21 protein-coding genes are annotated in these 22,820 nt (G+C 67.3%); 9 read left to right on the top strand and 12 right to left on the bottom strand.

Features of this window, described 5'->3' with window-relative positions; translation table 11 throughout:
• The coding region (locus U5775_RS32680) for an aromatic amino acid lyase (protein ID WP_322062267.1) at nucleotides 1-870 on the bottom strand (870 nt) is incomplete at its 3' end.
• Nucleotides 871-981: 111 nt separating this feature from the next.
• Nucleotides 982-1,980, bottom strand: a complete 999-nt coding sequence (locus U5775_RS32675; protein ID WP_322062264.1) for a LysR substrate-binding domain-containing protein — start codon at nucleotides 1,978-1,980, stop codon at nucleotides 982-984.
• A gap of 131 nt (nucleotides 1,981-2,111) precedes the next feature.
• Between U5775_RS32675 and U5775_RS32670 the strand changes: the two genes are divergently transcribed.
• Both U5775_RS32670 and U5775_RS32665 read left to right on the top strand, forming a co-directional pair.
• Entirely contained in the window at nucleotides 2,112-3,029 is a 918-nt protein-coding gene (locus tag U5775_RS32670) for an NAD-dependent epimerase/dehydratase family protein (protein WP_322062263.1), read from the top strand.
• Between the two features lie 152 nt (nucleotides 3,030-3,181).
• Nucleotides 3,182-3,364, top strand: coding sequence for a hypothetical protein (locus tag U5775_RS32665; protein WP_322062262.1), 183 nt, complete (start codon nucleotides 3,182-3,184; stop codon nucleotides 3,362-3,364).
• Nucleotides 3,365-3,400: 36 nt separating this feature from the next.
• Here the strand turns inward: U5775_RS32665 and U5775_RS32660 are convergent, their stop codons facing one another.
• The 3 genes from U5775_RS32660 to U5775_RS32650 are packed head-to-tail and all read right to left on the bottom strand — an operon-like array spanning nucleotide 3,401 to nucleotide 5,039.
• The gene (locus U5775_RS32660; RefSeq protein WP_322062261.1) at nucleotides 3,401-4,150 is read right to left on the bottom strand and encodes a thioredoxin family protein; all 750 of its coding nucleotides are present in this window, start codon (nucleotides 4,148-4,150) and stop codon (nucleotides 3,401-3,403) included.
• Nucleotides 4,151-4,200: 50 nt separating this feature from the next.
• A complete protein-coding gene (locus U5775_RS32655) occupies nucleotides 4,201-4,710 on the bottom strand; it encodes an SRPBCC family protein (protein WP_415913708.1) in 510 nt (169 codons plus the stop codon).
• Nucleotides 4,647-5,039 (bottom strand): metalloregulator ArsR/SmtB family transcription factor, encoded by a 393-nt coding sequence (locus tag U5775_RS32650; protein ID WP_322062260.1) that lies wholly within the window; start codon nucleotides 5,037-5,039, stop codon nucleotides 4,647-4,649. Before U5775_RS32650 ends, U5775_RS32655 begins: the two co-directional genes overlap by 64 nt.
• Nucleotides 5,040-5,167: 128 nt before the next feature.
• Here U5775_RS32650 and U5775_RS32645 point away from each other — a divergent pair, with 128 nt between their 5' ends.
• On the top strand, nucleotides 5,168-5,578 hold the full coding sequence (locus U5775_RS32645) for a hypothetical protein (RefSeq protein ID WP_322062259.1): 411 nt from the start codon (nucleotides 5,168-5,170) through the stop codon (nucleotides 5,576-5,578).
• A gap of 179 nt (nucleotides 5,579-5,757) precedes the next feature.
• Here U5775_RS32645 and U5775_RS32640 read toward each other — a convergent pair whose 3' ends face one another.
• Nucleotides 5,758-7,167 (bottom strand): NCS2 family permease, encoded by a 1,410-nt coding sequence (locus U5775_RS32640; protein WP_322062258.1) that lies wholly within the window; start codon nucleotides 7,165-7,167, stop codon nucleotides 5,758-5,760.
• Between the two features lie 519 nt (nucleotides 7,168-7,686).
• On the opposite strand from U5775_RS32640, the gene U5775_RS32635 reads away from it, so the two are divergent.
• Together U5775_RS32635 and U5775_RS32630 are read left to right on the top strand one after the other, a co-directional pair.
• On the top strand, nucleotides 7,687-8,661 hold the full coding sequence (locus U5775_RS32635; RefSeq protein WP_322062257.1) for a PRC-barrel domain-containing protein: 975 nt from the start codon (nucleotides 7,687-7,689) through the stop codon (nucleotides 8,659-8,661).
• On the top strand, nucleotides 8,658-9,926 hold the full coding sequence (locus U5775_RS32630) for an MFS transporter (RefSeq protein WP_322062256.1): 1,269 nt from the start codon (nucleotides 8,658-8,660) through the stop codon (nucleotides 9,924-9,926). The genes U5775_RS32635 and U5775_RS32630 overlap by 4 nt, the downstream gene beginning before the upstream one ends.
• A 372-nt stretch (nucleotides 9,927-10,298) precedes the next feature.
• Here U5775_RS32630 and U5775_RS32625 read toward each other — a convergent pair whose 3' ends face one another.
• Nucleotides 10,299-10,607: a DUF3331 domain-containing protein gene (locus U5775_RS32625; RefSeq protein ID WP_052148040.1), complete on the bottom strand. Its 309-nt coding sequence runs from the start codon at nucleotides 10,605-10,607 to the stop codon at nucleotides 10,299-10,301.
• Nucleotides 10,608-11,571: 964 nt separating this feature from the next.
• Nucleotides 11,572-12,480, bottom strand: coding sequence for a LysR family transcriptional regulator ArgP (locus tag U5775_RS32620; RefSeq protein ID WP_322062255.1), 909 nt, complete (start codon nucleotides 12,478-12,480; stop codon nucleotides 11,572-11,574).
• Between the two features lie 181 nt (nucleotides 12,481-12,661).
• Between U5775_RS32620 and U5775_RS32615 the strand changes: the two genes are divergently transcribed.
• From U5775_RS32615 to U5775_RS32605, 3 genes are all read left to right on the top strand, one after another.
• On the top strand, nucleotides 12,662-13,279 hold the full coding sequence (locus tag U5775_RS32615; RefSeq protein WP_322062254.1) for a LysE/ArgO family amino acid transporter: 618 nt from the start codon (nucleotides 12,662-12,664) through the stop codon (nucleotides 13,277-13,279).
• A gap of 265 nt (nucleotides 13,280-13,544) precedes the next feature.
• Entirely contained in the window at nucleotides 13,545-14,651 is a 1,107-nt protein-coding gene (locus tag U5775_RS32610) for a hypothetical protein (protein ID WP_322062253.1), read from the top strand.
• Nucleotides 14,652-14,724: 73 nt separating this feature from the next.
• On the top strand, nucleotides 14,725-15,729 hold the full coding sequence (locus tag U5775_RS32605; protein ID WP_322062252.1) for a ferritin-like domain-containing protein: 1,005 nt from the start codon (nucleotides 14,725-14,727) through the stop codon (nucleotides 15,727-15,729).
• A 42-nt stretch (nucleotides 15,730-15,771) separates the two neighbouring features.
• On the opposite strand, the gene U5775_RS32600 is transcribed toward U5775_RS32605, so the two are convergent.
• Together U5775_RS32600 and U5775_RS32595 are read right to left on the bottom strand one after the other, a co-directional pair.
• Entirely contained in the window at nucleotides 15,772-16,632 is an 861-nt protein-coding gene (locus tag U5775_RS32600; protein WP_322062251.1) for an FAS1-like dehydratase domain-containing protein, read from the bottom strand.
• 44 nt (nucleotides 16,633-16,676) lie between these two features.
• Nucleotides 16,677-19,115, bottom strand: coding sequence for a cytochrome P450/oxidoreductase (locus U5775_RS32595; RefSeq protein ID WP_322062250.1), 2,439 nt, complete (start codon nucleotides 19,113-19,115; stop codon nucleotides 16,677-16,679).
• A gap of 134 nt (nucleotides 19,116-19,249) precedes the next feature.
• On the opposite strand from U5775_RS32595, the gene U5775_RS32590 reads away from it, so the two are divergent.
• Nucleotides 19,250-20,143, top strand: a complete 894-nt coding sequence (locus tag U5775_RS32590) for an IclR family transcriptional regulator (protein WP_322062249.1) — start codon at nucleotides 19,250-19,252, stop codon at nucleotides 20,141-20,143.
• On the opposite strand, the gene U5775_RS32585 is transcribed toward U5775_RS32590, so the two are convergent.
• Nucleotides 20,113-21,519: a cytochrome-c peroxidase gene (locus tag U5775_RS32585; protein WP_322062248.1), complete on the bottom strand. Its 1,407-nt coding sequence runs from the start codon at nucleotides 21,517-21,519 to the stop codon at nucleotides 20,113-20,115. The two genes, U5775_RS32590 and U5775_RS32585, sit on opposite strands and share 31 nt — an antisense overlap.
• A 4-nt stretch (nucleotides 21,520-21,523) precedes the next feature.
• Nucleotides 21,524-22,807, bottom strand: a complete 1,284-nt coding sequence (locus U5775_RS32580; RefSeq protein WP_322062247.1) for an alkaline phosphatase family protein — start codon at nucleotides 22,805-22,807, stop codon at nucleotides 21,524-21,526.
• Nucleotides 22,808-22,820 lie beyond the last annotated feature (13 nt).

Here is a 22,820-nt window from a genome sequence, read left to right as displayed (position 1 = left end):
CACCTGGGGCTGGCAGCGCAGCGAGTACGGGTCCTGGACCTTGCCGCAGTCGCGGTGCGAGAGGTTGATCGACGAGCCGTCGAGCAGCGTGCGGTAGGCCGAAGCCGCTTCGATCTGGCCGCGATGGCCGCGCAGTTCATGGATGCGCGCGTCGAACGGTTTGACCGAGCCGGCCGCCGCGTCCACGCAGAGCGCGCCGGAGACGAGCGCCGTGCGGTAGAGGTCTTCGATCGCGAACATGTTGTAGAGCGCGAGCGCGGCGGAGGCTTGCGTGCCGTTCAGCAACGCGAGACCTTCCTTGGCCTGCAGCGCGATCGGCTTGAGGCCGGCGGCGGCCAGGCCCGCTTCGGCGCTGGCGCGCTCGCCGCGGATGAACACTTCGCCCACGCCGAGCAGCACTGCCGACATGTGCGAGAGCGGCGCGAGGTCGCCCGACGCGCCCACCGAGCCCTTCACGGGAATGAGCGGCAGCACGTCGGCGTTAAAGAGCGTGATGAGCGCGTTCATCACTTCGCGGCGGATGCCCGAATGGCCACGGCCGAGGCTCGAAAGCTTCAGCGCCATCATCAGGCGCACGACCGGACGCGACATCGGCTCGCCCACGCCCACGGCGTGCGAGAGCACCAGATTGCGCTGCAGCAGTTCGAGCTGGTCGGTCGGGATGTGCGTGCTCGCGAGGCGGCCGAAGCCCGTGTTGATGCCGTAGGCAGGCTCGCCCTTGGCCGTGATCTCGGCGACGGCGCGCGCGCTCGCGTCGATGGCCGCAAAGCTCGCCGGATCGAGTTCGAGCTGAACGCTGCTGCTGTCGGCTGCGCGCGCGATCTGGCGCAGTTGGGGCAGGGTCAGATGGCCGGGCGTGAGGAGCATGATCGAATCCTGTCTATACAAGTGACGGGGAGTCTAGCCTGGCGCGCCTGTATAGACAACCTCCGCGATCGCCCCGCTGCCCTGGGACTATCCATGGGCGCGCGCCCATGTCCGTCAGGACTGGCCCTCCAGCCTGCCCCCGATAAACGCGAGAAAGCACTGCACGCGCGCCGCAAGCGCCGCGCTGCGGTAGTAGACGGCGTGGATCGGCTGGCGCTCGGCGACGAGCGCGTCGTCGAGCAGGGTCACGAGGCGGCCCGCCGAGCGGTCGGCGGCCGTCATGAAGTCCGAAAGACAGGCGATGCCGGCATGGGCGAGCGCGAGCTGGCGTATCGTCTCGCCGCTCGACGCGGCGAGCGCCGGATGAATCGCCAGGCCATCGGGCGCGGCTTCGGTTTCAGCTTCCACTTGCGCTTCGACTTCGTCGAGCAGCGATGCCTGCACGGCTTTGGACGACGCCGCGCCCATAACCATGGCCTGGGCCGCACCGCCATCGGGCCTGAGCGGCCAGCGGTTCAACAGCGCGGGCGCCGTGAAGCCGATCAGCCGATGCTCGCGCAACTGGGCGAGCGTGCGCGGCGTGCCGTGCGCCGCGAGATACGCGGGGCTCGCCACCACGCGTCGCCGGCTCACGCCGAGCGAACGCGCATGGAGCGTGGAATCCTGGAGCGCGCCGATGCGAATGGCGATATCGACACGCTGCTCGAGCAAATCGACGATGCGCTCGTTGCTCGTGAGTTCGAGCTGGATGTCGGGATAGCGCGCGGCGAACGCCGCCACGTGCGGCACGATGCAATGGAGCATGAACGGCGTGGCCGCATCGACGCGCAGGCGCCCCGAAGGCTGCTCACGATGGCGCGAGACGGCTTCCTCGGCGTCCTCCATCGCAGCGAGAATGGCGCGCGCGCGTTCGAGAAAGAGCTCGCCCTCCTCGGTCAATTGCAGTCGGCGCGTCGTGCGCAGGATCAGCGCCACGCCAAGCTGCTTTTCGAGCCGCGTGAGCGCCCGGCTCACGCCGGAGACGGTCTGCTCGAGTTTTTCGGCGGCGGCCGTGATCGACCCCGCATCGATCACCGTGACGAATACGAGCAATTCGTCGGTCGATGTTTTCATTGTTGATCCGCAGTCAAGATTGATTTGAGACTAACACGGTTTTTGCAAGGCACGAATGCCGCGATACTGCCTGCCGGAAGAAGCAATCCAGCCAATTCATCCACAAACGGGGCAACCCTCGAAAGGACTCAATGAAAGTATTCGTGACAGGCGCAGGCGGTTTCATCGGCGGGACGATTGCCGCGCATCTGGCGCGCGCGGGCCATGAAGTGCGCGGACTCGTGCGCCGGCCCGAGCAGTTCGCCGCGCTCGCAAAGCTCGGCATCGTGCCGGTGCAAGGCGATCTCGACGAGCGCGCGCGGCTGATGCAGGAAGCGCGCGCCGCCGACGCCGTCGTCAACGCCGCGAGCAGCGATCATCGCGGCGCGGTGGAGGCGCTGCTCGACGCGCTCGAAGGCTCAGGCAAGACGCTGCTGCACACGAGCGGGTCGAGCATCGTCGGCGATGCTTCGGGGGGCGAACCAACCGATCGCATCTATCACGAAGACGCGCTGCCCGCGCCGACGCCCGACAAGGCGCCGCGCGTGGCCATCGACGATCTCGTGCTGGCCGGGCAAGCGCGCGGCGTGACAAGCGCCGTGCTCTGCAACACGCTGATCTACGGCGTGGGTGCGGTGCCGGGCGCGGCGAGCGTGCAGTTGCCGCGCCTCATTCGCCAGGCGCAGAAGAGCGGCGTGATGCGGCACGTCGGGCGTGGTCTGAACCGCTGGTCGAACGTCCATGTCGACGACGTCGCCGAGCTGTATCGTCTCGCGCTCGAGAAAACCCCTGCGGGCATGTTCTATTTCGTCGAAAGCGGCGAGGCGAGCTTCCGCGAAATGACCGCGGCGCTCGCGCAGAAGATGGGGCTTGGCGCACCGCAGGACTGGCCGCTCGAAGACGCGATCGCCGAATGGGGCTACGAGATGGCGTCGTATGGGCTCGGCTCGAATAGCCGCGTACGTGGCGAGCGCGCGAGCACGCTGCTGGGCTGGCAGCCGCGGCCCACGTCGGTCACGGAGTGGATTCGCGATGAGATGCCACTTGTGCCAGGTGCGCCGGTTGCGTGAACATCGGTCAGTCACGGCGCCCCATGAAAAAGGCACAAAAATACCTGCTCCGCAGTACGTTATTGTTGCGTATCCGTAAGGTCGGTCCGCTAGAATCGCCACGGTTTGCACTCTCTACCGTTGCGTTGCCGACCCGGCAACCAGGTACGCCGATGCCTCTCGCGCTGAACTTCTACTGGCTGACCAATCTGCTCGCCATCCTCTTCGTGGTCGCGTGTCTGTACGACTCGCGCTACGACGAATATGGCACGCTGACGCTCGCCGCCGCAGCGATGGGCCTCATCGTGATGGCCATCGAAGTGCTGCTGCGCCCCGCTTTCGAGATGGCGCTCTAGCCTTACTGCTTTCTTTCTGTTTTCTTTCGCGGGACGTCATTGCGCTTTGTGCTCGTGCGCGCAGCATGCCTGCTGCGGCGGGCTGTCTTCATAGCGATCGTGGTGGCGCATCCACTCGCGCATGTCCTGTTTCTCGTTGCGCCCTTTCGCCGTGAATTCGAGCATTGCATAGACGCCGAGCGCCATTTCCACGCCGCGCGCGTAAGCCGAATACGTGTGATAGACGTTGCCCGCTTCGTCGCGATAAAACGCGCTGATGCCGGGCAATTCGTCGCTCACGTAGTCCTGCTCTTCATAGTTGTAAAGCGCCTTGCCACGCGCCTTGTCTGCTTCGCTGAACGAAACGTGATAGTCGAAGTTGAAGTCGCCGCCATGCGATGACACCCACGGAAAACGCCAGCCCATGCGCTGCCTGAAGGACTCGATCTTCGCGAGCGGCGCGCGCGAGACGGCCACGTAAGTCACGTCGTGATGCTCCAGATGCGGCAGCATGCCGTCCACGTGATCGGAGAGGAACGAGCAGCCCGGGCAGCCCTCCTCCCAGTCGGGACCGAGCATGAAGTGCCAGGTCAGCAACTGGCTGCGCGGCCCGAACAGCTCCGCGAGCGTGCGCGTGCCTTGCGGCGTTTCGAACGTATACGTTTTCTCCACCTTCACCCACGGCAGCGCCTGACGCTTCGCCGCGAGCGCGTCGCGCGCATGCGTGAACGCGCGCTCCTCGCTGAGCAACGCCTTGCGCGCCGCCAACCATTCGTCCTCCGAAACAATCTGGTGCGTCTCCATCATCCGTTCCTCCTTCGCGTTGACCTGACCGGCTCGGTGCGAGCCGGCCTCCCTCATTCGAACAGCTCCACCAGACGATCGAGCGCGCTCGCCCACCCTTCGCGATGCGCATCGCGCGCGGCCTCGTCGACGAAGCGCTCGTGGCGCAGCGTGAGCTCGGTCGTGGCATCCTCGGGACGCAGCACGACCGTCACGCGCGACTCGCGCTCGGGCGCGCTACGCCACGCCCACGTAAATACGAGCTTCGCCTCGGGCACCACTTCGAGATAGGTGCCGCTCGCGTCGTGCTCCTCGCCGTCGGGCGAGCGCATGATCACGCGGAAGCGCCCGCCCACGCGCACGTCGGCCTCGGCATGCAGGCAGATCGTGTCGAACGGATGCATCCAGCGCATCAGTTGCGCTGCTTGCGTCCATGCCGCGTAGACCTTCGCGGCACTCGCGTTGATGCGGCGCCTGAGGACGAGGCTGGGGCCGGCGTGGGCTGCGGCGCCGGTTTTTTCTACGCTTTTATCTTCGCCGGAGTTTGAATGGCTGGCTGCGCCAGCGTCGGGTCGGCTGGACATGCGTCTTCCTCCACGAAAGCGGCCAGACGATCGAGCGCGCCGCTCCAGAAGCGCTCGTAGTACGCGAGCCACTGCATCGCGTCCTCCATCGGCCCCGCCGCAAGACGGCACGCCACCGTGCGTCCGGTCTTCGCGCGCGTGACGAGCCCCGCATCGGCGAGCACGTCCAGATGCTTCATCACCGCGGGCAGCGACATCGCAAACGGCTGCGCGAGCGCGCTCACCGAGAGCGCGTCGTGCTGGGCTAGCCGCGCGAGCAGCGCGCGCCGCGTAGGGTCCGCCAGCGCCGCGAAGGTGCGGTTCAGCGTATCGTCTTCATGCTTAACCATGCGGTTAAGCATAGGACGCGAACCGTCGATGTCAAGGCTGCGTCAGGGATTCGTGCGGGCCTGCCCGCTCAGCCCGTAGAATGAATCTTCGCTGGCCCTTCCACCCTTTCCCCCCGAGCCGTTACGCCATGCCGTCCAAAATCCGCAATTCGCTGCTCTGGATCTTCGACGCCTTCGAGCGCGAGCCCGACTATCTGTGCAAGCGGATGTTCGGCTGCGACGCCGCCTATCTGGACGGCCTGCTCTGTCTCGTCGCCGCCGACCGCGACAAGCCCTTTAACGGCCTGCTGGTCTGCACGTCGCGGGAGCGCCAGGCGGCGCTCATCGCCGAAATGCCTGCCTTGCGGCCGCATCCGGTGCTGGGAAAGTGGCTCTACGTGACGCAGGAAGATCCGGAGTTCGAAGCCACGGCGCAGCATCTGACCGGGCTCGTGCTGGCGCGCGACCCGCGCGTGGGCGTGGAGCCCAAGCCGCGGAAATCGGGCAACGCGGCGGGCAAATCGGGCAAGGCGCGCGGCAATAGCGTGCTGCCGAAGTAGCGCATCGAGCGGCGGGCCCGGCGCAATCCTGCAGAATCGGCGCACCCCGCAAAACTCACGCCCCAAATGCCGCACGGCCCGCGCCGCCATAAAGCGGACGCGGGCCGTGAAGCCGGCAGGACGGGCCGCCGTGGGTCCGTCTTGCCGAATGACCGGGCTATGTGGACGCTAGTCGCGCATCAGATAGCCCAGCCGCCCAGGTAGAACGCCACGAGCACGGCGGCGATGATCACCGTGCCGACGTTGAGCTTCTTGAACTCGCCGCTCACCACGCGGCCGATCACGAGCGTGGCGAAGCCGAGCATGATGCCCGTGACGATGTTGGCGGTGAGCACGATGAACACGGCGCACACGAGGCCCGACATCGAATCCACCATGTCGCCCATATCGAGCTTCGCGACGCTCGAGAGCATCATCAGGCCCACGTACATGAGCGCCGGCGCGGTGGCGTAGGAAGGCACGAGGCCTGCGAGCGGCGCAAAGAACATCACCGCGAGGAACATCACGCCCACCACGGCGGCGGCCATGCCCGTCTTCGCACCTGCCGAGACGCCCACCGCCGATTCGATATACGCCGCTGCCGGCGCGCCGCCGAAGAAGCCCGAGAAGATCGAGCTGAGCGAGTCGGCCGTGAGCGCGCGACCGCCGTTGATGATGCGGCCGTTGGCGTCGAGCTGGCCCGCCTGGCCGGCCACAGCGCGGATCGTGCCGGTGGCGTCGAACACGGCGGTCATCACGAGCGCGAGCACGCTGGGCAGCACGGCGAGCGAGAGCGCGCCCTTGATGTCCATCGCGCCGATCAGCGAGGCATGGCCCGGGCTCGAGAGCGACGGCCACGCGAACACACCGTGGTAGGTCACGGCCGGATCGATGGCGAGGCCGAGCGCCGAGATCGCGACGATCACGATCAGGATCGAGCCCGGCACGCGGCGGCGTACGAGGCCGAAGATCGCGGCGAGACCGACCACGGAGAGCATCGCGGGCAGCGCGGTGATATGGCCGAGCGTGACCGGCAGACCGGCGCCCGGATTCTTGATGACGAGGCCCACGTCGTTGGCCGCGATCAGGAGCAGGAACAGCCCGATGCCGATGCCCGTGCCGTGCGCGATGCCGTGCGGCAGGTTGCGCAGGATCCAGGAGCGCACGCCGGTGACCGAGATGCCCGTGAACACGAGGCCCATCAGGAACACGGCGCCGAGCGCGACTTCGGGCTTGAGGCCCTTGCCGAGCACGAGGCCGAACGCGGTGAACGCGGTCAGCGAGATCGCGCAGCCGATGGCGATCGGCAGGCGCGCCCACAGGCCCATCAGCAGCGAGCCGAACGCCGTGGTCAGACACACGGCGACGAAGACCGCGCTGGTGTCGAAGCCCGCCTTGCCGAGCATGCCCGGCACGACGAACACGGAATACACCATCGCAAGGAAGGTGGTGATGCCGGCGATGCCCTCCTGGCGCACCGAGCTGCCGCGTGCGGCAATGTCGAAATAACGGTCGAGGAAACCGGCGGCGCCAATGGCGTCGACGGCGTCGCCCTCGCGGATCGCAGCATTGGCAACGTCGGCCAGCGGCTGTGCGTGGGGTTCGATCATGGTGAGTGCCTCCTTTATCAGCGGGCTGAAACGGTCCGCGTTTCATGTGCGGATCCGCCATCAGGTTCGTCTCGTCTGGATTGACTAGGGGTGTCGACGCCAGCCAGGCGCGTCTTGCGACGCGCTATACCCATTCATTTTTTTGACATCTTTTTACAGGGTCGAAGGTTAGGCGAACGCGACTTATGCTCCCATCGCGCGAAACACATTGAGGTCATGCCGCGACGCTTATATCGCCGTACACAAGGCGCGACGCACCACCGGGCCTCGCGTTTACCCCGGTGCCTCCCGGGGGCGCCCGCGCGGCTCCCGGCAGGTCGCGCGGGGGAAAACCGCCGCTCCGGACACGCCCCGTCGACACGGCGCCAGGTGTTTTGTCAGCGGATTAGCAGCCGTTTGAGCTGGATTGGGCCGGTTTGAGCCGGAACCGGGCCCCATGCGGGTTAAACTCTCACGCACCCCGACCCGGTTTTCCCCTCGCCGTGCGCCACGCGCCGGCCGCTCCTGGAGTTTCTGTTGATGAGAGGCGGTTTCGCACGTCCCGTTCTAACCTTGCAGCACGCCCTCGCCCTGCTCGTCCTGATTGCGCTGTCGGGCTGCAGCCTGTTCCAGTCAGCCCAGCCGCCCGCGCCCATCGTCGACGAGTCCCTCGCCGCGAGCGAGCCCGAGGCTCCCGCGAGCGAGCCCGAGGCCGCCTCCGCGCCCGAGGTCGCGAGCGAGCCGGCCGAGACGACTGCGAAACCCGCGCCGAAGAAGCCGCGCCCCGCGCCCATCCGCCGTCCCCGCCCCGCACCGCCGCCGCCTGCGCCCGCGAGCGCGCCCGCCGCGCCCGCCCCGGCCCCGCTCGTGCAGATGCACACCATCGTGCGCGGCACCTTCCGCACGCTGCTCGACAGTGAAGTGCAAAAGCCCGACGGCAAGGTCGTGGGCCGCGCCGTGGACATGGTCGCCGGCCCCGGCGGCAAGCCGCAGGAAGTGGTCGTGAACCTGCAGGGTTTCATGGGCGTGGGCGACCGCAAGGCCAACTTCCCGTGGGGCGCCGTGCGCGTCAACACGCAGCCGAAGACGCCCGCCATCACGCTCGCGCTCACGCCGGCCCAGTTGCAGATCCCCGACCGGCCCAAGCCCGGCGCGCCGCAGCCCGGCACCTCCGAGGCCAGCCCGACGCGCCTGCCGATGCTCGATGCCGACGTCGAGCGCGCCAACGGCGCGAAGGTGGGCCGCGTGGTGGACGTGCTGCTCGACGGCAGCGCCGACCCGCTCGCGGTCGTGCTCGACGTGAGCGGCACGCTGGAAAAGCGCCGCACCATCGCCGCGGACTGGTCGGCGCTGCACTTCGTCACGAAGAACAATGCGCTCGAAGCCCAGCTCGAGATGAGCGACCAGCAGATCGACGCCTCGCCCGCCTATGCGAACGATCAGCCCGTGCGGGCCGTCAGCCCCGCCGCCGCGGGGCCGGCCGCTCCCGCAGCTCCTGCGCGCGGTGCCCAATGACAGGTACGACGCATCCCACGCCCAGTCTGCGCAGCGTGCGCGCGCTCGACTGGCTGAACTTTTTCGTCGCGAACGTGCAGACCGGCTTCGGCCCGTTCATCGCCTCGTATCTCGCCTCGCACAAATGGACCCAGGGCGAGATCGGCCTCGCGCTCTCGGTGGGCACGATCAGCGCCATGGTGAGCCAGGTGCCGGGCGGCGCAGCCGTGGACGCCCTGCGCAACAAGAAAGCCGCCGCCGCCTGGGCGATCATCGCGATCATCCTCTCGGCGGTGCTGCTCGCCTCGAGCCCGACCGTCGTGCCCGTGATGGCCGCCGAAGTCTTCCACGGCTTCGCGAGCTGCATGCTCGTGCCGGCCATGGCGGCGCTCGCGCTGGCGCTCGTGGGCCGGCAGAACCTCGGCGACCGGCTCGGGCGCAACGCGCGCTGGGCCTCGATCGGCAGCGCCGTCGCGGCAGGCCTGATGGGGCTGTGCGGCGAATACGTCTCGCCGCGCGCCGTGTTCTGGCTCACGGGGGCGCTCGCGCTGCCCGCGCTCGTCGCGCTCGCGATGATCGAGTACGACAAGCACGCCAACGCGCCCCGGCCGCTGAAAGCCGGCAAGGCCGCGCAGGCAACGCTCGCGGACGAGCCGCGCGAGACCATTTTCGATCTGCTGCGCGACAAACGCATGCTGACCTTCGCGGCCTGCGTGGTGCTGTTCCACCTCTCGAACGCCGCGATGCTGAACCTCGCGGCGGGCGAAGTGACGGCCGGCATGGGCGACAACGTCCAGCTCGTGATCGCGGCGTGCATCATCGTGCCGCAGGCGATCGTCGCGCTGATGTCGCCGTGGGTGGGCCGCACCGCGCAGCACTGGGGCCGCAGGCCGGTGCTGATTCTCGGCTTCAGCGCCCTGCCGCTGCGCGCGCTGCTGTTCGCCGCGGTCGGCAACCCGTACTTCCTCGTGCCGGTGCAGATGCTCGACGGCCTCTCGGCCGCCGTGTTCGGCGTGATGCTGCCGCTCATCGCCGCCGACGTGGCGGGCGGCAAGGGGCGCTACAACCTCTGCATTGGGCTGTTCGGGCTATCGGCGGGCATTGGCGCCACGCTCTCCACGGGGCTCGCGGGCTTTGTCGCCGACCACTTCGGCAATACCGTGAGCTTCCTCGGCCTCGCCGCGGCGGGCGCGGCGGCGGTGCTGATGGTGTGGCTCGTCATGCCCGAGACGCGCGACGCGCTCGAAGAGGAAACCACCGGCGACAAGACGGCCGAAGGCGCCTGACGACGCCTGAAGGCGGCCGAAAGCGGCTTGAGTGCGGCGCGGGCTGGCCCGGAAACGGGCCGGCGGCGCGCGCACCCGAGCGCGTCACCCTTCCCGAACGAAAAGAAAGACGCAAAGACGCGAGCAAATGGCGAAGCGCCGCGATGCATGGCATCCGGCGCGGCCGGCCTGCCACGCTCGCGCCACGCCGGCTGGCGTTGAAACAGGGTTTGGGATGTCTTGCGGAACGCGCCGGGCGATGCGCCAGGCGGGGAAAAGCACTGAACCGGCTAGCGGAAGCGATAAAAGCACAACCGCCCGCATCGAACATTCGATGCAGGCTCGAACAGCGGAGCGGCCGCTGCAACCCAGAGGTTGCTTTTATGCCAACGCCTAAGCCGCAAGCGCCTCGTCGAGACGCGCGGCCACGACGCCGCTGGGAAAGGCGTCCAGCTTGCTCGCGAGGATCATCGCGTCGGCGTTGGCCGGGCGATGGCGGCGGTTCGGACTCGGGCGGAATACGGCGTCGCCGCGGCGGATCTTCTCGCCGGTCAACGCACACACCGCGCTGCGGCGTGCGGTGCAAACCCGCCACAACTGGTCGGAGTAGCGCCCATACGTGGCGTCGCTCCAGCAGACAGTGATGCTTTCCGGATCATGACGCCGGATCAAGGTGATGCCCTGCGCATCCCACGAACGCACGGTCGCGCGGCGCCGATTGGCCGCCTCCGATGCGCCGCGTGTGATGGGTACCGGTTTGCAACTCCTGATGCCATCGGGCTCGCCGCTCGGGCTAAAAGGCTCCGAGGCAGCGGACAGAAGATCAATGGTTTGTTGCCATGCGCTGCCGGTATCTAATTTCGTCATAATGCACCTCGTGCACGTGGAAACGATTCAAATATGCCGGTCGAATAAGCACTCTGCCACGTCCGGATTATAGCGTGCGATTCTCGCAGTCCACAGAAAAAACTGAATACTCACACGATAATGCCGGATGCGTGACAAATGAAGCCATCGGACTTTCAGGCGTAATTGTAAGACAGCAATGCTGGTTTCTTTACATTTACTCGCATCACTTTTTTGCCGATTTGTTGATCTTTAACATTTTCTGCCAGGAAAAAATAACCGGACCCAAGGTCCGGCGTGTAAGACAACAAGGCATTAGCAATACTATTGCGCGTCATGCAAAGGCATGCGACCCACCGGCGCTGCACTACGCCCAATCGGCCCCAGCAGGCGTTGTGCCCAGCCGGGGGCAGTTGCGCGCAGACTGGCCGCTGTCGTCCAATCAATGAAACGCATGACGGCTCCGTGACATATGCATATTGGGATTTCACATCATGCGGGTCGTCCGGGACGCGAGGAATTGTCGCACACGGCATGCGCATCCCCGGAGTACAGAGTTTCGAGACCGGCCTCTATTTCATCAAGTATTAATCGAAAATAAATTGCGCTTTAGCCGTTTTGTCACGATCGAATGCATCCCACTCGAATGCACCAAATTGGCGAAGCGCGTGCAATAGCCCCGACGATTCCCGGCCAGAAAATTGGCGATTCAATGGATATCCAAAGTTCCCGTGAATGGGAAGCAAACTCGCGTAAAGCGTGCATTCCGTTGGCAGCGCAACGAACCAGTTTGCCGAAGCGGGCCTGCCTCGCGCGCGGTTCAGGCCCCGCGCCCTTGATCGAGGAATTCGGCCGCGCGCCGCTTGAGCATCGCGCCGAAATCGTCGAGCCAGCCAATCGACAGACGCCAGCTCTGCCAATAGAGCTCGACGTCGAGGGTGCGCCCCGGCGTGAGCTCGACGAGCTCGCCGCGCGCGAGGTGCGGCGCGATCATGCGCTCGGGGCACATGCCCCATCCTAGCCCGCTCACGCAGCAGCGCAGAAAGCCCGCCACGTGCGGAATCCAGTGCAGCGGCGCGTCCACCTGCGCGCGCGTGATGCGCCGCACGAAGCGCTTTTGCAGTTGATCCTTCGGGTTGAACTCCACGCACGGCGCGCGACGCAGCGCCTCGCGCCCCACCCCTTCGGCGAAATAGCGCTCGAAAAACGCCGGCGAACAGACCGCGAGGTAGCGCATGCGGCCAAGGCGCGTCGAGCGGCAGCCCTGCACGGGCTCGGCCTGGGTCGTCACCGCGCCCTGCACGCTGCCGTCGCGCATGCGCTGCGCGGTATGGTCCTGGTCGTCGATCACGAGATCGAGCAGGATGCCTCGCTCGACGCAAAAGCCCGCCACGGCGTCGATGAACCAGGTGCCCACGCTGTCGTCGTTGACCGCGACGCGCAGCGTGGGCCGCGATGCGTCAAGCGCGCCCGCGATCGTGGGCATGCCGCCGCCCAGCTCCGCTTCGAGCAATTGCACGCGCTCGGTGTGGCGGCACAGCAGCGCGCCCGCCGCCGTGGCCACGCAAGGCTGGCCGCGCTTCACGAGCACGGCGCCCACGCGCTCCTCCAGCAGCTTCACGCGTTGCGAGACCGCCGAAGGCGTGACGTTGAGCGCGCCGGCCGCGCGGTCGAACGATCCATGCCGCACCACGGCGGCGAGCGCGTCGAGCAGCGCGTAGTCGAGCATTAGCGTTCCTTAATCTGGTTTAACAAAATGAGCTTTGCTTAATCGAGCCCCAGCGGCAGACTAGCGCCGTTTAGTGCTTCTGTCGAGACGCCTGCCGCCACATCCTCAGCACCCGCAGGACGTGCTCACGGCAGCGCATCGCGCTTTGCTCCCCATTTCAGCTACCGAACGCATAACCATCATGAACTGGCTCGCTTTTTCGCACGGCGCGGCGCTCTGCGCCTCGCTCATCGTCACCATCGGCGCACAGAACGCCTTCGTGCTGCGCCAGGGCATTCAGCGCTCGCACGTCGGCAAGATCGTGCTGCTGTGCGCCCTCTCCGATTTCATCCTGATCGGCGCGGGCGTGGGCGGCGCGTCGGCCCTCGTCGAGCGCTACCCCACCTTCGTGCATCTCGTGCTCTATGTGGGGCTCGCGTGGCTCGTGTGGTTCGGCATCGGCGCGCTGCGGCGCGCGGTGAAGCCCACGCACGCCGTGCTCGAAACGGCGGGCTCCCCCGATGCGAGCGCGCAGCGCGCCTGGCCGATCATGCTGATGACGCTCGCGTTCACCTGGCTCAATCCGCACGTCTATCTCGACACCTTCCTGCTGATCGGCACGGCCGGCGCGCGCGAGCCGCAAGGCAGCCGGCTCGCGTTCGCGATCGGCGCGATGTGCGTGAGCGCGGTGTGGTTCGTGGGCCTCGGCTACGGCGCGCGCGCGCTCGCCCCGCTGTTCCGGCGCGCCGGCGCGTGGCGCGTGCTCGACGGCGCGATCGGCGGCATGGTGCTCTTCATCGCGTTCGCGCAATTGCGCTGAAGCGCGGCGCCGCGTGCGGTACGCGGCGCTTTACCGATATCGCCTCATGTAACGCGGATCGCCTTTTCCGCGCCTCACTAGAATCTCCCTCCCGCCTCCCCGCGCGCCCCGCACGATCGCACAGCCGACGAAAGGGGCGCCTGGCCGCACACGGCGTGCCCGCCGCGCCGCACGTCTTACAATGCCTTCACGCGACCCACGCCACGTGGCCTCGCGGCGGCACGTCGGTGCCGGCTGCAATCGTTCCTTCACGCTCCTCTTGCCCATGAACACCAGTCAGGCTTACTCGCGGCCCGCCCGCCTGCTGCAGGTCGCCTCGTGGATCGTCGCCATCGTGTTCGCGATGTTCCTCGACATGCTCGGCAGCCTCGTGATCCGCGACCTCATGTTCGCGCCGCAGGGCGGACCGCCACGCGCCGAGCAATTCGTCGACAACGCGGCCGTCGCGCCGCTCGAAGCGCAAACGCGCGACATCGAGCGCCAGCGCAGCGCGCTCGACGACAAGGCGCAGACGCTGCGCGCCGCGTACGACCGTGCGAACAGCGACTATCGCGACGCCCAGGAGAGCCTGCGCAACTGGATCGCCACGCGCACGGCCACGGGCGACAACCGCAACGACATCGAGCTGCTCGCGCGCACGCGCAAGCTCGACCTGCTCCAGGCGAGCACGATCGACTGGCAGCGCCGGCGCGACGCACTCGCCGACCAGCAACGCGCGCTCGATGCCCGCAGCGAGCAACTGAACGCCCAGCTCGCGCGCCTGCAGAGCGCGGCCGACGCGCGCTACGCCGCCGCCGAGCGGCGCTACGAACTCACGGTGTTCGGCTGGCGCCTCGCGCTCACGCTGCCGATCCTGCTCGTCGCCCTCTGGCTGTTCATCCGTCACCGCAAAAGCCGCTACTGGCCGTTCATCTATGGCTTCGGCCTCTTTGCACTCTGCGCGTTCTTCGTCGAGCTCGTGCCGTATCTGCCCGATTTCGGCGGCTACGTGCGCGTGCTCGTCGGCATTGCGCTCACAGTGTTCGCGGGGCTCTACATGCTGCGGGCGTTCCAGCGCTACGTCGAGCGCAAGCGCGCCGAAATGCAGCAGAGCCAGAGCGAGCGCGCCCGCGCCGTGGTCTACGAAAAGGCCATCGGCGCTTATCAGAAGAAGCTGTGCCCGTCTTGCGACAAGCCATGGCATCTGGGCGGCGATCAGGTCTCGTTCTGCATTCATTGCGGGCTGCGGCTCTTCGAAGTCTGCAAGTGCGGCGCGCGCAATTTCGCGTTCTTCCCGTTCTGCAATCAATGCGGCACCCATGTGACGCATGCCGATGACCCGGCGCCCGGCGCGGACGACGCCCACCCCGACGCGCCCGCGGCGCATCGATGACAACCTTGCCTCGCCCGCCGCTACGGCCAGCCCACCCGACCACCGCTACAAGCCTTGCCTGGAGAGGCTTCAGATGGACGATCAGGTACTCGACACTTTCGACACGGCGCAGTGGATTCCCGATTTCAGCGCGCCGCAACTGCCTGGCGAGCGCCCCGACCGCGCGACGCTCGACGCCGCCGAGCACAACACGCGCCACTGGACGGGCCGCGAAAGCGGTCCGCTCACGCCCGGTTCCGACGCGCATCGCCGCGAAGCGTGCCGCATGTTCCGCGAGACCTTCAACCCCTACCGGCCTTCGGTGCTCGAATGGCCGACGCTCGAGCCCGCGGCGCTCAAGCGCATCGTCGAGCTGCCGATCTGGGACATCGCGGTGCAGACCGAGGGCAAGGCGCGCCTGCGCATGGCGGCCTACGCCGCGACGGTCGAGGACGCCGACATGCGCGCCGCGCTCGCGCTCAACGCCTGGGAAGAAAACCGCCACAAGGAAGTGCTTTCGCGCATGGTGCGAGCCTATGGCATCACGCTCGCGAACGAGCCGCCCTATGTGTTTCCCAGGGACGCCGAGTGGGCCTATCTCGTGACGGGCTATAGCGAATGCGTGGACAGCTTCTTCGCGTTCGGGCTCTTCGAAGTCGCGAAGCGCTCGGGGCTTTTCCCGCCCGAATTGATCGACACGTTCGAGCCCGTGATGCAGGAGGAGTGCCGCCATATCCTGCTGTTCGCGAACTGGATCGCGTGGCACCGCGCGCGGCTGTCGTGGTGGCGGCGCGTGCGCTTCGAGCTGAAAGTGGCGCGCGTGTGGGTGCTTCTGGGCTGGGAGCGCATCGGCCTCGCGCGCACGATGGATGCCGACGGCAACGAGCAGCAGCAAGACAACAACTTCACGGTGAACGGCGCGCAGTCGGTCTCGGACATCGACATCAGCGTGCCCGAACTCATGCGTCTGTGTCTGGAAGAAAACGACCGGCGCTTCTCGGGCTACGATACGCGCCTGCTGCGCCCGGAGACCATGCCGAAGCTCGTGCGCTTCGCGCTGCGCTTCATCGGCAAAAAATCCTCTGCGCAGCAGCACTGATACGGTGCCCATGCGGGCACCTTCGTTCGATAGTGGTCGGCTTCAGGCGAAGGTCGCGCTGGCCTGCATCGTCAGATAGCCTTCGTGGTCCTTGGCCCAGAGCTCGACCGAGCGGCCGTCTTCAGCGGGCTTGCCGCACAGCGTGAACGCATTGCCGCCGAACGTGGGACGCACGGCGCGAAACGCAAACGAAGCGAGCGTCGCGTCCGGGCGCTCGCGGTGCACGAGATCGAGCAGCAGCGTGGCGATGAGCGGACCATGGACGATGAGCCCCGGATAGCCCTCCTCCTGCGTGACGTACGGGAAATCGTAGTGAATCCGATGACCGTTGAAGGTGAGCGCAGAATAGCGGAACAGCAGCACAGGATCGGCCACGAGCGTGCGCGACCACGTATGGCCTGCAGGAGCCGCGACAGGCTTCAGCGCGCTCGCGCCGGGCTGCGGGACGTCGCGATAGACGATGTCGTGCTCCTCCTCGATGCACAGCGCGTCCGCCGATTCGTAGCGATGCTGGACCGTCACGAACACGAGCCGGCCGCTGCGCCCGGTCTTGTCTTCGATGCTCGCGATCGTCGAGGTGCGCTGCGCCGTTTCGCCCGCGCGCAGCAGCGCGTGGAACGTGAAGCGGCCGCCCGCCCACATGCGGCGCGGCAAGGCAACGGGCGGCAGGAAGCCGCCGCGTTTCGGGTGGCCGTCCGCGCCCACCTGGGCGAGCGGCGCCACGGGCAGGAAATAGAGCCAGTGCCACAGCGGCGGCACGACGTCGCCGGGCGCATCGCGATCGAGCGTCGCCGCGAGCGCGCGCAGCGGGAACGACGTGATCTCGTCGGTCAGCGTTTCGGTCTTGTCGAGCCACGCTTCGAGCGGCGGCGTTTGAGGGACTTCCGGTTCTGATTGAGACACTGCAATCCTCCGTGGCGACCCGCGATCCGGCTTCGCCCGTTTGCCTAAAGCTCGAGTATCAGCCGTTTGCCCTTCGCGCGCGAGCAGCAGGTCATCATGCGCGTCTGCGCCTCGCGCTCGGCGCGCGTGAGCACCACGTCGCGATGATCGATCTCGCCCGCCAGCACGCGCACCTCGCATGAGCCGCACAGGCCTTCTTCGCAATCGCTCTGCACGTCGATATTCGCGCGGCGCAGCGCGTCGAGCACGGTCTGGTCCGCGCCCACCTCGAGCACGACGCCCGAATCCTTGAGTTCGACTTCGAAGCCGTGTTCGTTCGCCGGATCGAGCTGGCCGGCGCGCGCGGCGAAGTGCTCCATGCGCAAGGCGTCTTCGGGCCACGCGGCGCTCGCGGCCTGCAGCGCATCGAGCATGCGCGCCGGGCCGCACGCGTAGACGCGCGTGTGCCCGTCCACGCGCAGCGCGCCGAAATCGTTGCGCGTGCCTTCATCGGAGACATAGAGGCGCAGCCGTTCGCCATGCAGTTGCGCAAGCTCCGCGACGAACGCCATGGTCCGGCGCGAGCGGCCGCTGTAGTGCAGTTCGTAGTCGATGCCGAGTTCGCGCGCGCGGCGCGCCATCGCGCTGATCGGCGTGATGCCGATGCCGCCCGCGATGAAAATGGCGCGGTGCCCCGCCTCGCGTTGCTCGTCGAGACGGAAATGATTGCGCGGCCCGCGAATCCTCAGCCGCATGCCTTCGCGCAGCGTGTCGTGGACCCATGCGGAGCCGCCGCGGCCCTGCGCTTCGCGCAGCACCGCGATCTCGAACGCGGAGGTATCGGCAGGGTCGCCGCACAGCGAATACTGGCGCGACAGCGCGCCGCCGCTACCTTTGCCAACGCCTTTGCCACTGCCTTTGCCATACTCGCCGCATTCCACGTCGATATGCGCACCGGGCGCCCAGCGCGGCAGCGTCGCGCCCTCGGGCGCGGCGAGACGCAGCCGCACGATGTCTTGCGCCACGGTGTCCACGCGCTCGACCACCACGGGACGGCTCAGCGCATGCGACGACGGCTCGCCGATACGGACCGGCACCGGCGTTTGCGCACCCAGCCACGCGGGATTCACGCGCTCGGGGTTGCGCGCCGGATCCCATTCGACCCACAGATGCTCGGGACCCCGAAACGATGTATTGGGCACGTAGGTGAACGTCTGCCCGGCAAGACGCATATGCGGCAGACGCCGCGTGAATTCTTCGAGGAAGATCTGCATCTCCATGCGCGCGAGGTTCTTGCCCATGCACTGGTGCGCGCCATAGCCGAACGTGACGTGATCGCTCGCATTGTCGCGGCGGATGTCGAACAGGTCGGCATCGGCGAAATGGTGCTCGTCGTGATTCGCCGACGACGTCACGATCAGGAGCTTCGAGCCCGCCGGAATGTCGATGCCGCCGATCTGCACGTCCTTCGTCGCGAGCCGCCGCCACGCCGCGATCGAGCCGTTGTGGCGCAGGCATTCCTCCACCGCGTTCGGGATCAGGCTCGGGTCTTCGCAGAGCTCGCGCCACGCGCGCGGATGCTGCAGCAACAGCTTCATGGCATTGGCCGTGGCGTTCGCCGTGGTCTCGTGCGCGGCCACGATGCCGGCCATCATCATCGAATGCAGATAGGAGTCCGTGACGACTTCGGGATGCGCCTGCTGCTTGCGGATGCCGTATTGCATCCAGCCGGGGCCCTCGGGATTGCGGCGCATCTTGTCGAGCACCTTGCCCGCGAACTGCCAGAAGTTGCCCACCGCGTGCGCCACTGCCACCTGCTCATCGGGACGCGGGCGTCCCCATGTGTTGACCGTGTGCGCGATCGAGTAGCGCCGCAGCATGTCCATGTCTTCCTCGGGCACGCCGAGAAAATGCAGCGCCACCGTGAGCGGCACTTCCCAGAGCATTTCGTCGACGAGATCGGCGCGGCCCGCGTCGATGAAGCGGTCGACGTATTCGCGCGCGAGACGCCGCACCATGGGTTCGTGGCGCCTCAACTGCTCGGGCGTGAACGGCTCCATGAGCACGCGGCGGCGCGGCATGTGCGCGGGCTCGTCTTCGTTCACGAGCGTGCGGTTCATCGCGTAGCCATACGATTCGAGCACCGCATTGGCTTCGGGGCCCGTGGGCGTGATCTTTTCGAGCGCGATGGAGGGCGAGAACGTGAGGTTGTCGCGGAAGATCGCCTTGATGTCGTCGTAGCGCGTGACCACCCAGTAGCCCAGTTGCGGGCTGAAGAACACGGGCTCCTGCTCGCGCGCCCAGCGCACGTACTCGGGCGGGTCCTGCTGGTAGCCGTCGCTGAACGGGTCGAACGCCGCCGCGTTCGCGCTCACCGGGCAGCGGGCGGCTTGAGCGTCCGGGGCCGCTTGCGTCGAACGGGAAAAGGGGCAGCGCCCGTCCGCCGCGCCTTGGGGCCGGGAATCGGGGGTGGGTACTGTTGTATCGCCTCGTGTCTCGCTCATGGTGTCGCCTCCTGCCTGCTTGCGCGCATGTCACTTTGCGTAACTCTAGTACGCATTGCGTAACGCCAAGATTGGGGTTAACCTCCACGCAAGCTGTCACGCGCACGGCGCGGCAGCGTCAACAGGATCGCTCAATGATCAAAAAGACCGCATCGGCGACGCCCGCGCCAGCCGGCACTCAAGCCGGCGCACCCGCCAGCGCCGTCACGCGCGAGCGCCGCCAGCGCGTACAGTCCGCGCAGACCGGCATGGCCGTGCTCAAGGGGCTCGCGCGTCTGGGCGGCCGGGCGAGCCTTTCGGCGCTCGCGGGCCATGTGGGCGAGAGCCCCGCCAAGGTGCATCGCTATCTCGTGAGTCTCATCGAGGAAGGGCTCGTCGCGCAGGACAGCGCGACGCAGCAATATCTGCTCGGCACCGAAGCGATCATGATCGGCGTGGCCGCCATGCGTCAGGCCGATCCCGTGCGCGCGGCCGAGTCCGCGCTCGTGCGGCTGCGCGAGGCGCTCGAAGTGACTTCGTTCGTCGCCGTGATGGGCAACATGGGGCCCACCATCGTCCGCTTCGAGGAGCCGGGGCTGCCGGTCACGGTGAATGTGCGCGTGGGGTCGGTGATGTCGCTGTTGTGGTCGTCCACGGGCCGCGTCTTTCTCGGGCTGCTCGACGACTCGCGCGTGCTCGCGCTGGCGCAGGACGAATTCGCGCAAGCGGCGCCCGCGCTGCGCGCGCTGCTAGATGCCAGCGAAACCCCGGCCCGCACCCCGGTCGACGCCCTGCGCCGCGCGGTGCAGGCCGAACTGCAAACGCACCGCTGCACGAGCGTGAAGGACACGAACCTCAAGGGCATCAGCGCCGTGTCCGCACCGCTCTTCGATCACAGCGGCCGGCTCTGCGCCGTGCTCACGGCGCTCGGCGCAACGGGCGGCTTCGACGCCTCGCCCGCCGCCCCCGTGGCCGACGCGCTGCGCCGCGAAGCGGCCGCCGCGAGCGCCCTGCTCGGCTACGCGCCGCCGGCCGCGCGGCCCGCTTGAGGCATCGGCGCGCGCGCCGGCTGCGCGGCTGGGCGATAGCCGTCGTCGAGCGTCTTCAGGAAGGCGATCACGTCGTCGATATCGCGCGCGTTCCAGACCGGCTTGCCGCCGCGCTTGCTGGTCAGCGGCGCGTCGGTGACGTCGACGTTGCGGCGCAAGGCCGGCGGCAAGTCGTCGAACTTCACGACCTGGCCCTGACGATCGCGCGGATACCACTTCTCCGGATTCGTGTCGCGCTCGACATAGAAACGCAGCGCGTCGCGCAGCGTATGAAAGCGCCCGTTGTGAAAGAACACTGCGCGCGTCGCCACGTTGCGCAGCGTGGGCGTCTTGAACAGGCCGCACATCGTTGGGTCCGCAACGAGATCGTGGCGCAACGGCCCGCATAGTCCCTCGTCGTAGTACGCCGGATCGCGATTGACGCGCAGCTCCGGATTGCGCGGCACGCCAAGCGCCTCGAACTGGAAATCCGTGAAGAGCGGATGCGCGCCGTTCGCGCCGGGCTGGTCGATATGACACGACGCGCAATTGCCGCCGTTGGGATCGTCGAAGAGCTTCTTGCCGCGCAACTCGCTCGCCGTGAGTTGCGCCTTGCCGTCAAGGTAGTCATCGAACTTGCTCGTGTACGGATGAAAGTCGGGCTCTTCGAGCTCGTAGCGCTCGATGGCCGTCATGGCCTCGCTCAGCGCCGCCTGCGGCGAGTCGAATACCGTCTCGCCGAAGACCTGCTTGAAGCGTGCCGCGTACGGTGCGCGCGCGAGCTTCGCGACGACCGCGGCGGCGTCGCGGTTCGCCATTTCGCCGGGATTGAAAAGCGGGAACGTGGCCTGGTCGCGCAGCCGGTTGAAACGGCCGTCCCAGCCGAAGCCGCCCGCGGGCGCGTCGTCGTCCTCGAAGCGCTCGCCGAGGCTCGCCGCCTGCACGTGCGTCCAGATCGGCGTGCGGTCGAGCACGTAGCGCAGCGTCGGCACGGCGCGCGTGCCCTGCGAGCGCAGATCGGCGCCGCCGAGCTGTGCGGCAAGACCGTTCGGCGGCCCGTAGGCATGCGCGGGGCTATGGCAGCTCGCGCAGGACATGCGCCCCGACGCCGAGAGCGACGGATCGTAGAACAGCAGCTTGCCGAGCGCCGCCGCGTCGCTATAGACGGGCCTGGCGATGGCTTGCGGGGCCGCCGCCGGCGACGGGATGCGCTGGACCTGCGCATGGGCGGCGTCCGGTGTGCTCAAGGTCACGACGGCGACAACAGCCGCCACCGCCGCGAACGTTCCAGCAGTGACGCTGACAGTAGCTCCCGCGGCGAGCGCGGCCTTGACGGCGCCACGCGCCGACCGGACCGCACTCCCGGCCGCGGTCCGGGTCGAGAAACAGGTCATCATGCGCTTACAGGTTCGTGAAGATGTCGTTGCCGAAGCCCGCGAGCCCCGCCTGCCCCGCATAGCCGAGATGACTGAGGCCGAAGATGTCCTCGATGCTCTTGAGCATCGAATAGTGGTTGTACGCCACCGTCGAGACCGTGCCCGGCTTGATGAACTTCGAGATCATCACCGCGCCGGTCTGGTCGCCGCCGTAGTTCGCCTTCGTCATCACGAGCGAGATATTGCCGAGCGAGGCCGGCAACCCCGGAATCGAGCTGGCCGGCACCGAGCCATACGCCTGCGATTGCGGAAACGGCGCGAGGTTCGGCCCCGGCTGCTCGCTGCAGCAGGTGCCGCCCGAATAGGTCAGCGTCAGCGTAGCCGGGCTCAAACTCGTGTCCAGCGTCTGGCTCGCGTAGCTGCTCTCGTCGAAATTGATGATCAGGAGTCCGTCCTGTTTGAACGCCGGCGACGCCGTGATGATGGGCACCCACTTCTCCAGGAACGCGTTTGCGCTCGTCAGGCCGCCCGGCTCGCCGCTCACGCAGGGCGAGTCGTGGCCGTCGTCGCAGAGGTTCGGCGTGATGAAGTTGAAGTTGGCCGTGCTCGCGATCGACTGCAAATCGCTCTGCAGCTTTTCCAGGTTCACGACGTTCGTCCCGCAGTCGGGCGAGTCGATGATCGAGTGGAAGTACATGAACGGATTGTGGCGCGTCGCGTACTGGTCGCCTTGCGGCACGGCCGCGCTCGGCGCCTCGGCGCGCTGCGTGAGGTCCGCGGTGTTCAGCGCCGGGTGGCCGCAGGTGGCGGCTTCGCGCGACGGGTCGTTGCCCATGTCCTCTTCGTAGCCCTTCCACGTGAAGCCCGCCGCCTTGAGCTGGTCGGGCAGCGTCTTGATGCTCGCCGGGAACACGCAGCCCGTGCCGATCGCCTGGCCATCGGACGTTGTCCCGCTCAGGTTGTAGTCGTCGTAGGTCGGGCAGTCGTTATCGGTTTGCTGGGTGGGCGCCTGGCCGCTCAGCATGGAGAGGTAGTTGTCGAGGCTCACGTGGCCCGTGCCGTAGTAGTTCTGCACGAGCGCCCCCTGCGAAGCGAGGGTCTGGGCCAGATACGGCGCCTTCGTGCTCGCGCCGAAGGTACTCGCGTAGTTCTCGTTTTCGAGCGTGATGACGAAGACGTGACGGATTTGCTGCTGGCCAGTCGCGGCCGACGACGATGAACCGCACGCGCTCGCGAAGAGCGCCGCGCAAAGCGCGCCAAAAACGGACGCGTAAAGCGCCCAAAGCTTGCCCCTGAAGCGTAGAGCCATGGAAGTCCTCTGT

Origin of the sequence: Paraburkholderia sp. J63, assembly GCF_905220245.1 — a bacterium.
In the GTDB taxonomy this organism is placed as follows: domain Bacteria; phylum Pseudomonadota; class Gammaproteobacteria; order Burkholderiales; family Burkholderiaceae; genus Paraburkholderia.
Note: the sequence above shows the minus strand (reverse complement) of the source record. Positions and strands in the feature narration are given on the sequence as shown.